This is a genomic window from Flagellimonas sp. (genome assembly GCF_965215805.1).
Taxonomy (GTDB): Bacteria; Bacteroidota; Bacteroidia; order Flavobacteriales; family Flavobacteriaceae; genus Flagellimonas.
In genome coordinates this window covers 870,354-883,273 of the sequence record NZ_OZ244124.1, presented here as the reverse complement: position 1 = coordinate 883,273, position 12,920 = coordinate 870,354, and the positions used below count along the sequence as shown (strand labels likewise).

The 12,920-nt window shown below is 43.7% G+C and carries 13 protein-coding genes; 4 read left to right on the top strand and 9 right to left on the bottom strand.

All coding sequences use genetic code 11. The annotated features are described in order from the left end of the window. Nucleotides 1–38 precede the first annotated feature (38 nt). Nucleotides 39–728, bottom strand: a complete 690-nt coding sequence (locus tag ACOOE0_RS03930) for a ComF family protein (protein WP_420401171.1) — start codon at nucleotides 726–728, stop codon at nucleotides 39–41. Between the two features lie 48 nt (nucleotides 729–776). Here ACOOE0_RS03930 and ACOOE0_RS03925 point away from each other — a divergent pair, with 48 nt between their 5' ends. Together ACOOE0_RS03925 and ACOOE0_RS03920 are read left to right on the top strand one after the other, a co-directional pair. Continuing rightward, the gene (locus ACOOE0_RS03925; protein WP_420401170.1) at nucleotides 777–1,673 is read left to right on the top strand and encodes a hypothetical protein; all 897 of its coding nucleotides are present in this window, start codon (nucleotides 777–779) and stop codon (nucleotides 1,671–1,673) included. Between the two features lie 35 nt (nucleotides 1,674–1,708). Then, nucleotides 1,709–3,250: a glycine--tRNA ligase gene (locus ACOOE0_RS03920; protein ID WP_420401169.1), complete on the top strand. Its 1,542-nt coding sequence runs from the start codon at nucleotides 1,709–1,711 to the stop codon at nucleotides 3,248–3,250. Here ACOOE0_RS03920 and ACOOE0_RS03915 read toward each other — a convergent pair. Further along, nucleotides 3,247–4,914: a formate--tetrahydrofolate ligase gene (locus tag ACOOE0_RS03915; RefSeq protein WP_420401168.1), complete on the bottom strand. Its 1,668-nt coding sequence runs from the start codon at nucleotides 4,912–4,914 to the stop codon at nucleotides 3,247–3,249. The two genes, ACOOE0_RS03920 and ACOOE0_RS03915, sit on opposite strands and share 4 nt — an antisense overlap. Nucleotides 4,915–5,153: 239 nt before the next feature. Between ACOOE0_RS03915 and ACOOE0_RS03910 the strand changes: the two genes are divergently transcribed. Next, a complete protein-coding gene (locus ACOOE0_RS03910; RefSeq protein WP_420401167.1) occupies nucleotides 5,154–6,968 on the top strand; it encodes an FG-GAP-like repeat-containing protein in 1,815 nt (604 codons plus the stop codon). On the opposite strand, the gene ACOOE0_RS03905 is transcribed toward ACOOE0_RS03910, so the two are convergent. The 3 genes from ACOOE0_RS03905 to ACOOE0_RS03895 form a co-directional block, all read right to left on the bottom strand. Beyond that, nucleotides 6,958–7,518 (bottom strand): DUF4442 domain-containing protein, encoded by a 561-nt coding sequence (locus ACOOE0_RS03905; protein ID WP_420401166.1) that lies wholly within the window; start codon nucleotides 7,516–7,518, stop codon nucleotides 6,958–6,960. The two genes, ACOOE0_RS03910 and ACOOE0_RS03905, sit on opposite strands and share 11 nt — an antisense overlap. A gap of 400 nt (nucleotides 7,519–7,918) precedes the next feature. Beyond that, nucleotides 7,919–8,470 carry a hypothetical protein gene (locus ACOOE0_RS03900; protein WP_420401165.1) on the bottom strand — a complete coding sequence of 184 codons (552 nt, stop codon included), beginning with the start codon at nucleotides 8,468–8,470 and terminating at the stop codon, nucleotides 7,919–7,921. Nucleotides 8,471–8,597: 127 nt separating this feature from the next. Next, complete coding sequence (locus ACOOE0_RS03895) at nucleotides 8,598–10,235, bottom strand: sulfatase (protein WP_420401164.1); 1,638 nt, start codon at nucleotides 10,233–10,235, stop codon at nucleotides 8,598–8,600. A 162-nt stretch (nucleotides 10,236–10,397) separates the two neighbouring features. Here ACOOE0_RS03895 and ACOOE0_RS03890 point away from each other — a divergent pair, with 162 nt between their 5' ends. Continuing rightward, the gene (locus ACOOE0_RS03890) at nucleotides 10,398–11,144 is read left to right on the top strand and encodes an NIPSNAP family protein (protein ID WP_420401163.1); all 747 of its coding nucleotides are present in this window, start codon (nucleotides 10,398–10,400) and stop codon (nucleotides 11,142–11,144) included. Nucleotides 11,145–11,215: 71 nt separating this feature from the next. Here the strand turns inward: ACOOE0_RS03890 and ACOOE0_RS03885 are convergent, their stop codons facing one another. From ACOOE0_RS03885 to ACOOE0_RS03870, 4 genes are all read right to left on the bottom strand, one after another. Further along, nucleotides 11,216–11,635: a lipocalin family protein gene (locus ACOOE0_RS03885; protein WP_420401162.1), complete on the bottom strand. Its 420-nt coding sequence runs from the start codon at nucleotides 11,633–11,635 to the stop codon at nucleotides 11,216–11,218. An 80-nt stretch (nucleotides 11,636–11,715) separates the two neighbouring features. Continuing rightward, entirely contained in the window at nucleotides 11,716–11,850 is a 135-nt protein-coding gene (locus tag ACOOE0_RS03880; protein ID WP_420401161.1) for a hypothetical protein, read from the bottom strand. 71 nt (nucleotides 11,851–11,921) lie between these two features. After that, nucleotides 11,922–12,329 carry a hypothetical protein gene (locus ACOOE0_RS03875; protein ID WP_420401160.1) on the bottom strand — a complete coding sequence of 136 codons (408 nt, stop codon included), beginning with the start codon at nucleotides 12,327–12,329 and terminating at the stop codon, nucleotides 11,922–11,924. Between the two features lie 54 nt (nucleotides 12,330–12,383). Then, nucleotides 12,384–12,902 carry a Crp/Fnr family transcriptional regulator gene (locus ACOOE0_RS03870; protein WP_420401159.1) on the bottom strand — a complete coding sequence of 173 codons (519 nt, stop codon included), beginning with the start codon at nucleotides 12,900–12,902 and terminating at the stop codon, nucleotides 12,384–12,386. Nucleotides 12,903–12,920: the final 18 nt, after the last annotated feature.

Sequence of the window (12,920 nt, the reverse complement as noted above, 5' to 3'; positions counted from 1 at the left end):
TTTAAAAAAGGAAAACATGCCTTAATAAATTTTAACCTCTAGGGAACCACGGCCATGCTCAGCACCGATATTTTAATTGGCCCCATTTTGGCTAGGGTTTGGGCACAGGCTTCCAAAGTGGCTCCCGTGGTGATCACATCGTCAACCAGAAGCACATGTTTTATGGAATCATGGGCTTGGGGCGTCAACTGAAAAACATCTTTGGTGTTCTCCCACCGGAGCTGCCTGTCCTTTTTTGTTTGGGTTTTGGTGTTGATGCTTCTGATCAAGATGTCATCCCTGTATTTGGCATTGATGGAAACAGCTATTTTCTCTGCAAAGAGTGCTACTTGGTTGTACCCCCTTTTCTTTTGTTTTTTAACATGCAAAGGAACGGGAACCACGGTATCAACATCCTTCAAAGAAGATTCATGTTGAACGATAGAGCCATACCACTCGCCTAAAAAACCACCAATTTGCTCTTGATTTTTGTACTTTAAGTGGTGCAAGATGTTCTTGACAATACCATTTTTCTGGAAAAACATAAAGGAAGCTGCTTTATTTATGGGGATTCGTCCATAAAAAATGCGGTCTACTGGGTTTTCATCCCCAAAGTTGTAATCGGTGAGTGGCACCTCATGTCGACAAACGGTACACAACACGCTTTCTCCTCTGGATAAATGCGCATTACATCCAAAACATACCATTGGCAATAGTATGTTGTGAATCTCGTTTAGTATCTTAGCCAACCTTTTAGGGATCAAATCTTATACGCGTTATAGTAGCCAATTAACCTCATGGATGCCCAAGATAACAATTTCAACTACAAGATTATCTTTGCTGCACTGCTTGCAGTAATAGTGGGTATTCTCATAGCTTTTTACTATAGCTATGCACAATCCAAGAACCAGATGAACTTTTTGGAACAGGAAAAGTCACTTTTGGTCAAAGATCTTACTTTGATGAAAGCGGAAGTGGACCGTTTATCAGGATTGAACGAAGTGAGCGAAATTGAACTGCAAACATCCCGTTTCCGAGTACAACAATTATTGGATTCCGTAGGTCGGTTGAATTTTAGCATTATGAAGCTGAAAGAAACCCGAAAGGAACTGCGGATGTTGGAAATCAAATTTGATAGCCTAAAACTCAAGAACAATTTCCTTCGTTATAACAATAGTTTATTGGCCAATAGGTACGAAGAGACCCAAAAACAATTGGACGAACTTCGTGGAAGGGCCAGTAACATGGAAAAAGCGGAATCGCTTTTGCGGGAGACCAATAGGGAGCTAGCACGGGAACTTAAAATCAAAAGCTACCTAAAACTTCAGGATGCCGAAGGCAGTGGATTCCGACTTAGGGCCGGGAGACCCTTAAAGACCAATAAGGCCTCTACCATAGAAAAATTAAGGGGTTGTGTCACCGTAACCGCTGATCCCAATGAAACAGGGAACGTTAGGGTATTGTACCTTCAGTTCCTTGATCCCAATATGTCCATTATTGAGGATAATGCCAATACCATTTCAGTAAGTGGTAACACCTACAGCAAAAAAGTAGAGATTCCGTATACGGGAAAAGAGATCAGCATTTGCGATGCAATTACCGTTCCTGAAGGTTCACTTTCCGAAGGAATTTATACCCTTAACGTGTTTGAGGACGAAAGACTTCTGGCCTCTGCCGAATTTCAGTTGAAATAACCCTCGTTTTTTAGGTAAAGTTCTATTTTTGCCGCATGGCAAAACAAGAAGACGTTTTTAAGAAGGTAATCTCCCATGCCAAGGAGTATGGGTATGTGTTCCAATCCAGTGAGATTTATGATGGCCTGAGTGCGGTATATGACTATGCACAAAATGGGGTTGAATTAAAAAAGAACATTAGGGAGTACTGGTGGAAAGCCATGGTACAGCTCAATGATAACATTGTGGGTATCGATGCTGCCATTTTTATGCATCCCACTACCTGGAAAGCTTCGGGTCACGTAGACGCCTTCAACGATCCCTTGATTGACAACAAAGATTCCAAAAAGAGATACCGTGCCGATGTTTTGGTAGAGGAGCATAGGGAGAAGATAAATGACAAGATTCTTAAGGATGTCAACAAAGCCAAAAAACGCTTTGGGGATGCCTTTGATGAGGAACAATTCAGGGAAACCAACCCCAATGTGTTGCGTCGTCAAAAAGAAATAGATGAGATAAGTTCCCGACTGGCCGAGGTTCAGGAAAAGGGAGATCTAGAGGGGTTTAAACAACTGATCTTGGATTTGGGCATTGTCTGCCCTGTTTCCGGTTCCAAAAATTGGACGGATGTAAAGCAGTTCAACTTAATGTTCGGTACCAAATTGGGAGCATCTGCAGATTCCGCTATGGATCTTTACCTAAGACCTGAGACCGCCCAGGGAATTTTTGTGAACTTCCTCAATGTGCAAAAAACCGGACGGATGAAAATTCCCTTCGGGATTGCCCAAACAGGAAAGGCCTTTAGAAACGAGATTGTCGCTCGCCAGTTCATTTTCCGCATGCGGGAGTTTGAACAAATGGAAATGCAGTATTTTATCAAGCCGGGAACCCAACAGGAGTGGTATGACAAATGGAAGGAAAAAAGATTGAGATGGCATCTTTCCTTAGGGATGGGCGAAGAGAACTATCGTTTCCATGATCATGACAAACTGGCCCACTATGCGGATGCTGCCGCAGATATCGAATTCAAATTCCCATTTGGTTTCAAGGAATTGGAAGGAATCCATTCCCGTACCGATTTTGATTTGAGCCAGCACGAGGAATACTCAGGTAAAAAATTACAGTACTTCGACCCTGAGGAAAACAAAAGTTATGTCCCCTATGTGCTGGAAACCTCGATTGGACTAGATCGCATGTTCTTGGCCGTGTTCTCCAACTCGCTCCAGGAAGAGGAACTGGAAAACGGAACCATACGAACCGTGTTGAAAATCCCAGCGGTTTTGGCCCCGACAAAAGCAGCTGTTTTGCCACTGTTGAAGCGAGACGGATTACCAGAAGTTGCCCACAAGTTGATCGATGAACTTAAGTGGGATTTCAATGTGATATATGATGAAAAGGATGCTGTAGGCCGTCGTTACCGAAGGCAGGATGCTGCTGGAACACCTTTCTGCGTTACCGTAGACCACCAAACTTTGGAAGACGATACGGTGACCATCCGCCATAGGGATACCATGGAGCAACAACGGGTAAAGTTGTCCGAAGTCAAAGAGATCATCTCCAAGGAAGTGGACATGCGCTACTGGTTGCAGAAAATCTAGAACAACCCAGTAATCTCTCCATCGTCGTTCACGTCAATTCCCTCGGAAGAAGGAGTTGCAGGTAATCCGGGCATACGCATAATGTCGCCTGTTATGGGAACCAAAAAGCCTGCGCCGACCGCAATTTCAATCTCTCTTACGGTGATAATAAAATCTTTGGGCCTACCCAAAAGTTTTGGATTGTCCGATAAGGATTTTTGGGTCTTGGCAATGCACACAGGTAGGTGGTCCAAGCCCAGATTGGAAATTTTCCTGAGATGCGCTTTGGCTCTGGAGGTATAGTCCACATGCTCTGCTCCGTAAATTTCAGTGGCAATGGTGGCTATTTTGTCCATGACTGGGGAACTCCAATCGTAAAGAGGTTTAAAGTCGGACGCTTTGGATTCCACCACGTCAATAACATGTTGCGCCAGTGCTTCAGCACCTTCCCCTCCTTTGGCCCATACCTCGGCGAGCGCCACTCGTATTCCCTTGGATTCGGCCAACTCCTTGATCACGGCAATCTCTTTGTCTGTATCGGTCACAAATTTGTTGATGGCAATCACTGGCACCACATTGAATTTGGCTATGTTTTCCAAATGCTTTTCCAAATTGGGGAGTCCTTTTTTCAAGGCTTCCACATTGGGTTCCGTTAACGATTTTAGGTCGGCACCGCCATGATATTTTAAAGCTCTAATGGTCGCCGTGAGCACCACGGCCTTGGGTTTCAACCCTGCACTTTGGCACTTAATGTCGAAGAATTTTTCCGCACCAAGGTCAAAACCAAATCCAGCTTCGGTCACGGTATATTCCGAGTGCGACATACCCATTCGTGTTGCAATGACCGAATTGGTGCCTTGAGCGATATTGGCAAAAGGCCCACCGTGGATAATGGCGGGATTCCCTTCCATGGTCTGGACCAAATTGGGTTTGATGGCATCTTTAAGCAAAGCCGTCATGGCACCTTCGGCTTTCAAATCCTTGGCATAAATGGGCTCTTTATCAAAAGTATATCCCACAAAAATGTTTCCCAATCGCTTTTTGAGGTCGCTGAGGTTTTCCGCCAGACAAAGAATGGCCATGATTTCGGAAGCAGCGGTAATATCAAATCCCGTTTCACGGGGTACCCCAGAGGTGGTTCCCCCCAGACCTACAATGATGTCCCGTAACGCACGATCGTTCATGTCCATTACCCGTTTCCAGCCAATGGTTCTGGGATCAATGCGCAGAGATCTGGTTTTGCTTTGGATGTTGTTGTCAATGACGGCTGCCAAGAGGTTATGTGCTTTTTCAATAGCGGCAAAATCCCCTGTAAAGTGAAGATTGATGTCCTCCATGGGCAAAACTTGGGAATATCCGCCTCCCGTGGCCCCTCCTTTGATGCCAAATACCGGCCCCAAAGACGGTTCCCTAAGCACAACGGTAGTCTTTTTGCCCAAACGATTTAGTCCCTCGGTAAGACCAATGGACATGGTGGTTTTTCCTTCTCCTGCCGGAGTTGGGGAAATGGCAGAGACCAAGATGAGGTTGCTCTGTTCCGCTTTTGTTTTATCAATGGCTTGTAGGGGGAGTTTGGCCTTGTATTTCCCATACATTTCTATGGATTCTGGATCCACTCCGAATTTTTCGGCAATACTGGAAATAGGTTGTAGGGTAACGCCTTTGGCGATTTCCAAATCGGTCATAGGTAGCTGTTTTGAATTAGTCAGGCAAACGGAAAGGTGTTCCTATTTGCGCCATACAAGATACTATAAACATAGAAGAAAATAGGAAGCTTCAATGGCTTAAAAGAAAGATTAATTCTCAGCTTGAAAACAGAGTTTTATGATTTCGATATCTGAAAAAGATGAGGTGCCCGTCAGTAAATACATCGATTTTGATAATTCCATAAATTCCTTATTTTTAAATAGTTAGATTGATAGCTTTGATTCGAACTTTACTCGTTCTTCTTTTGTTGTGTTCATATGGCGTTCAGGGCCAACTTTCGTTTGAGGAAAGTGCGGCGGCTTTGGGCGTGGATCGCACCTATGGTTTCAGTTTTTATGGCGGTGGACTTTCTTTCCATGATTTTGATGGGGATGGATGGGATGATGTCACCTATTCTTCCACCTTGGACCAACAGTTGTACTTTTTCAAAAACAATGGCGGAACTTTTTCCGAAGTTGACCTTGGTATAGATAACACCTACGAGACCAAGCAAGTGCTATGGGTGGACTATGACAATGATGGCGACAAGGATTTCTTGGCTACCAGCATAACAGGCCTGAACAAGTTTTATGTGAACGACGGAAACATGAACTTTACGGATGTTTCCGAAACTTGTGGTCTTTTCACGGACAATCTCTACACCTACGGGGCTACATTTGGTGATATTGACAACGATGGAGACCTGGATGTCTTTATTTCCAACAGGGATGAGACCACCTTTGACCAGCACAACTACCTTTACATCAATGAGAATGGGGTATTCATTGATATAACCGAATCGGCAGGGATTGTTTTGGACAATGAACTTTCATTCTGTGCCTCCTTTTTTGATTACGACAATGACGGTTTGCAGGACATTTATGTGGCCAATGATAAGATCAACAACATCAACCGCTTGTACCGCAACCGGGGAGACCTCACCTTTGAGGATGTTTCCATTTCCAGTGGAGCGGGAATTGCCATAGATGCTATGTCCACCACTATTGAGGACTACAACTATGATGGTTGGTTGGATATTTATGTCACAAATACCTCTGCTGGGAACTACCATTTGCGCAACAATGGCGATGGCACCTTTACCAATGTGGCCACGGAATTGGGAACCGTTTTTTTCAGCATTGCCTGGGGCGCTGTTTTCTTGGATGCCGATAATGATACCGACCTTGATCTATACGTAAGCGGTATGCGGGTAGGCGAAAATGAACAACTGCCCTCGGCCTTTTATGAAAATATAGGGGAGAGTTTTGAGATCCCCGAAGGTATCGGTTTTGAGAACGACAACCGTATTAGTTTTGCCAATGCCAAAGGCGATGTGGACAATGATGGCTACCCGGATATTATTGTGCTCAACGATACGGAGGACAACTTCCTTTGGAAGAATACCACTACCAACAATAACAACTGGCTCAAGGTAAAGTTGGAAGGTACTACCAGCAATAAGGAGGGGATTGGCAGTACCATTGAGGTCTTTGCCAATGGGATGCCCCAGTACCGATATACGGTTTGTGGTGAAGGCTATTTGGGGCAAAACTCCAGTTATGAATTCTTTGGTTTGGGAGATGCCACTGCCATAGACTACGTTCAAGTAAAATGGTTGAGCGGCATAGTGGATCGGATTGAAAATGTGGACATCAACCAGGCCATGACCGTGGTGGAGGGTAGCAATGCCATTGAACAGGAGGAAGAAGAAGAGGAGGAGGAAGAGGAAGAGCTTCCACAAGATGATCCCGTAGAAGAAGAAGAAAACGAGGAATTGGCCTTTGAAGAACTGTCCGAAGAACCCCCTTGCAAGGGCTGGCCCTTGTTAATTTTACCCAACCCTTCCACAGACAGATTGGTAGACCTCTGTGCCGATTTTGGTGGATCCTTTGCCGTTGCCCATGTGTTCAGCATGAGTGGGATTAAGCTGAAAAGCCAGACCATTGCTGCCACCGCACCCATGTTGGATTTGGCAGGACTCCCCAGCGGACTCTATTTGATTAAACTGGAAGTGGGGGATAAAGTGGTGGAGACCAAGCACATTAAGCTTTAACCTTTTGGGCTCGTTTTTCCTGTTTTTGTTTAAAGTAGGCCTTATTGGCTATGTAGATTAACTTCTTAACCTCGCAGAACACTTGGGATTTATCCGCATTGGTCAAATGCGTGGTCTTTACAATTTCAAGCTCATTTTCTTGGGCCACTTTGGTTTTGATATCCTCCAATTCTTCAAGGGAATATTGAAACTCTGCATACAAATGTTCCTTGGCAGGGCGCTTAAAACGGATCTCGGCCGATTTGTCCCAGACCACATAGTCCGGACCCAACAGATGGATTAACTGCACCATGGGAATGGGATCCACGGCAGAAAACATGCTTCCCCCAAAAATGGAATTGACATAATTCCTGTTTTTATAGGTAAGCCGCAATTGCATTTGCACCAGCAATAAATCTTCCGAAACATGGGTGATCCTGCCCGTGCTACGCCTGTACATGGGCGAGAAATTAAAACCGTGTTTAAGCAGCTGGTGTTTTTTAAAGAACCGTTCTCCAAATCCCATTAAGTTTTGATAGAGTGACATGTTGTATTCATAAGCCTGAACCATTTTGTTGACCTCAACAAAATGGTCCTAGATTGGTTTAGCCACGGGCCCATACAAGATAGCAAAAGAAGGAGGCCTAATCAAAACCTTCGCTGAAAATTAAAAAGCTACTAATTAGTAGTGGTGAGGGAATTTTCACATTAGTACATTGGCCCCATGCTAAAAGAGTCCCAAATTGAACAATTGAATAATTTGATAAAAGATGGTTACGGCTCACCTGAGCGGATGGCACAATGTTTAAGCCAAGTGATTTTTATGCTGCACTACTTAGAAGAGGAGGTCTTTACCCAAAGAGAAGTGCAAAGTTCCGTAGATTTGCTACAGGCGTTGGGGGAGGTTTTGAGGTGAGGATTAGAATTACCTCTCCGTGGTTTTTTGTGGTTATACATTGTGGCAATAGTTTTTATTCTATTCGTTCAATTTTGTATTCTTCTTTTTTTAAATCTATGATTATTTTATATTCAGGATGCCATAATTTATTTGGATATTTCTCTCTATTCAAACTATAGATATTCCAGTAATATAAGTTTTCGTCTAATTTTCCTTGTAAACTTATTGATGAGGCTTCGTTTTCTCTTTTTATTATTCGTAACACCTTTTTAATATCTCGCTTATCTTTTATAATGTCCGAAGCTTTTTGAATTTGCTCCAATTCAAAATCAACACTTTTTTCATAACGTTCTTTAGCTCCGATACCATAAATGCTATCCATTCTTTTCCAAAGCCCGATATGAACAGTTTTAACGCTATCAACAAGTTTGCGAGAAACCATACAGCCAGCAACTCCTTTTACTTCAATTTCATATTTTTCGGCTGCAAATTCCATTGCTTTAATTCTATGGAAGGTCATTAATCCATAAAATAAGACTTGATTTTGATTGTCAGGTAGGGCAGACTTTTGCGAGAATCCGCTATATGAAATCAATAATATCAATATGTAGATTATCTTTTTCAATTTATTTCCAACCTGTTTATATAGCTATAATATATACCCATATACCCTAATATAGCGTATAAACGCAATAAAACGTAAGGGATATCTGCAACAGAATTTGCTAACAAATTTAAGCTGGCACCTTGAGTTAAAAAGACACTTGAAACTGTACCACCTCACTCGCCTTAAACCCAATCCTGTGGGCTACGATTTCCAATTGGGTGCCGTTTTCAACGGTAAAAGGAGCACAATAAACGTGCCATGCGGAGGGGAGACTATCTTGGAGGGTTCGGTAGCCAATACTGGCCCCTTGGGTAGGGCATTCCATGCTAATTTCACTGTCCACTTGCAGTACCACAGGCTTTTGGGTCACGGGTTGTTGTTCAGCGCCTTGCCAGAGTTGGGCGATCAATTCCCGTTCGGGTAGGTTAGGTTGGTCGCCAATCTCAGTAAGCCAACGGTCCATTTCTGTACTTAGCTCTTGGAGTTTTTCGGCATGCTCAGGTTGGCCCGCCAAATTGTTGATCTCGTGGGGGTCGTTTATGCAATCGTAGAGTTCTTCTTTGGGTTTACTTTCCCTAAACCAGATAGACTGTACCTCGTTAAGTGTTCCCTTGTCGCGCATGCGCAAGAGTTCCTGCATGGTGGGGATGCGCTCACGGTATTGGTTTGGCAGATAATTGCCTTGTTCGGGTCTATAGTTTCGTACATATTTGTAGCGATAGTCGCGTACCGCTCGGATGGCATCGGTTACGCCATCAAATCGGTCTGCAGCTCCGTGGATGTATTGTCTTTGTTCCTCATCTCCCAAAAATGTTTGGCCTTGTAAATAATCGGGTGGGGTTTGTCCGGCCAAGGTAAGCACCGTTGGCACAAAATCTATAAAGCTTATCAGCTGGTCATCTATGGTTCCAGCATTCTTTTTATCAGGGAAGCGCACGATCATGGGTACGTTGAGCCCAGAATCGTACACCAATCTCTTTTGTCTGGGCAAAGGTCCGCCATGATCGGCATAGAAAAAGATGATGGTGTTGTCCATAAGCCCATCTTCTTCCAGTTGATTTAGAATTTCGCCGACCTGACGATCCATCAGGGCAATGTTGTTGTACATTTTCCAAAGGTCACGGCGCACTACTTCGGTGTTTGGCAAATATGGTGGAATGGGAAATGGAGTATCCTTGGGGATGACTTCTTCCCTTTCGTAAGGTTCAAAAAGCCCAGATTCATGGGTGACCCCAAAATTAAAAATGGAATAAAAAGGCTGTCCTGGAGCTCGGTTTCTCCAATGGCCATCTTTGCCATTTTGGTCCCATGCGGTCACGGGCGCTTTAAACTGATAATCATTTTTGGCATTGTTGGTACAGAAGTAGCCCACCTTTCGCAATTGTTCGCTCAACATCTTTACCTCCGCAGGAGGAATGGCCTCGTAAGCGGGTAATCCAGTTACTTCGGTATAGGAATGGGTGCGCATATGGCTGGCCCCAATGCTTGTGGGGTACATACCTGTAGCTATGGCCGCCCGACTGGGAGCACAAACCCCGGATGGTGAAAAGAGGCGGGTGTAGCGAATCCCTTCAGAAGCCAATTTGCTGAGGTTGGGGGTTACCACGGTAGAGTCCCCAAAAGGAGGGATATAAGGCCCCATATCTTCTACCACCAACCACAAAATGTTGGGCGGAGGGGCAGTTGCCTCGGTTGCTGTAGTGTTGTCCTTGGGTTTGGTGTTGCAGGCCCATATCAAGATCAAAATACATAGGGTCAGCGAACTTTTTAATCTTAACATCATGATGCAACGGGAATTGTCTATCCAAATATAACTTTTAGAAGCAACAATGTAAGATTTTATCTGCTGAGGTGTGGAAAGCCAATATTGGAACCCTTTGCCAAGAACATTTTAGTATCTTGTTGGAGGTCAATACTACTTTCAAACCCATCAAACCCAACAATCATGAAAGCCAAACTATTTTGCTCCCTTGTTTTTCTATTGATTCAGTTTCAATTTAGCAATGCCCAAGCAGAGGTATACGAATTCCGAACTTACGAGTTGGAATTTTTTAAATCTGCGGATGTGTTGCACAACTATTTTAAGGATGCGCTCATTCCTGCCCTAAACCGACAGGGAATCCAAAATGTTGGGGCTTTTGAAGAAGCTGGGGATGCTTTGCCCAAGAAGATCTATTTGTTGGTGGCCTATGCCAATATCCAGGCGTTTCAGGATAGTCAGGATGCCTTGGCCCAAGATGAACAATACAAGAAAGATGCCCATGATTATTTGGTAGCCGGAGCTGCCGTGCCCTACAAACGCATTTCCACCAGCTTGATTCGATCCTCGACAGGCTTTCCCAATTTGGTGAAACCCGATGACGCGTCCAACCTTTTTGAGTTACGGATCTATACAAGCGCCAATGAGGATGATTTACGCCGCAAGGTAAAGATGTTCAATGATGCAGAGTTTCCCATTTTTGCGGATGCGGGACTGCCCATGGTGTTTTTTGGGGTGAATATGGCCGGGGGACAAATACCTTGTTTGACCTATATGCTGGCCTTAAAGGATAAGGAAGCCCATGCCGAAGGCTGGTCCAAGTTTATTGCCCACCCGGAATGGCAACGAATCATAAAAATGGAGGAATATGCCAATTCCATGAACAATATCCTCCGGGTGTTTCTAAAACCGTTACCATATTCCCAGCTTTAGTCTAAGAAGGGACAGAAAATTAAAAAAGCCCCAACTAATCGGGGCTTTAATTCGTTAAAGGGGAAGCTGGATTACTCCTCCTTTTCATATTTTTCTTGGTACTCCCCAAGACCTTCATCAATAGTCAAGGTTAGTATATTTTCTTCGATGACATACCCCACTTCACGGGTTTCCTGTTCGTTATAAACCAATTCCAAAATCCCGTCGGAAGCATAGGACCACTGCCCGGTCTGATCTCCACGGGTAATACATTCTTCACCTTCAATATAATAATAGGCAAAATCAAAAGTGTCGTCCTCATTAAACCGGATAAAATCATTGTTGTCACAGCCATTTGGATCTTGTTGGCCCTCGTCGTCTATGTAGGCAATAAAATACCAGGTCCCAATAAGGGAAGTATTTTCATTAGGGTCTTCTTGCTTTTCGGCATCTGTGGAACAGGACATAAAAAGTAGGCAAAAGGCCAACAATCCACCTAGGATGGGTTTCATAAGTTTGGGGTTATAGGTTGATGCATTTAAAAACGCAAACGCAATTTTGATATTGTGCTAAAAGCTGGGGTTTTTCCAACTTAAAGTCCGCACGGACGGTCTATACAATTATTAAATCCATCAGGGCAAATGGTCTCTACGCAATCTTCTTCCTTGGAGCAAGAAGCGATGGCAATAAGTAGCAGGGCAAAAAGAAATTTTAGGGCTCTATTCATGGTTGAGGGTTGGATTAAAGTGGATAAATATAATATATCCCATCAAACCATAAACAAGATTGTCTTTGCTTTTAGTCGAAAGGCAACAGGTCGGGTTCCATATACTTTTTCTTGGCTTCTTTGGAGTTAAAAATATCCATGGCATAATGATCTCCGATCAATTCCTTAAAACGGGTCTTGAGTTGGGGAAATTCCAAGATAAAAGTTGGAAAATTGTCCGAATTGGATTTGCCCATAAAATGACTGACCATCTTTACCGAAGCTACCGTTAGCGTGACATTGTATTTATCCCTTGCCCCAAGATGTTCCACATAAGCTACGAGTTGGGCGCAAATGTTCCGAATGGCCATTTCAAGTCCATATTTTTTAATATGGATCCATGCCAATCGCAGGTGGGCTTCGTGATTAAATTGGGAGGGAGGGACTTCAAAATTCCCAAAGGCTGTTTCAAATGCATTGTCGGATAACTCAGTATTCATAGTTATATGTTGTAATTAGAATACAAAGCAAGGGACAAAGCTGCTCTTTCCCGTTTACATTTGTTGAGAAAACTGTTTTCGGGCCCTGCTTAGTTGTGTAGGGGTGATGCCCAGATAGTTGGCAATGTAGTAATGCGGAATTCGATTGAGCAATCCAGGATAATCCTTTAGGAACCGCTCGTATTTTTCCAGGGAGGTCAAGTTTAAAAGTGATACCAACCGCGACTGCAGTTGATTGTTCAGTTTCTGAAACTCCCGGGTAATGATCTCCGTAATTTCCCTGTCCTTGTTCACGTAGGACATCACTTCGGCATAATTGGCAATGGAGATTTGGCAATCCTCCATGGCCTGAATGGACATCGTCATTTGGGTATTGGGTAAAAAACTTCCTACCACCATATCACCCTCTTGATAAAAATGGGTGGTAATCTCATCACCTTCGCTATTGTATACAAATCCCCTTAGCACTCCCTTTTCAATTTTGCCAATCTTCACACATAACTTTCCATGTTCCAGAAAATAGGCTTCTTTTTTTAGGAATTCGGTGCTATGTAAGGAATCGCTTAAATTCATCTTTGAACCGGTTACGGC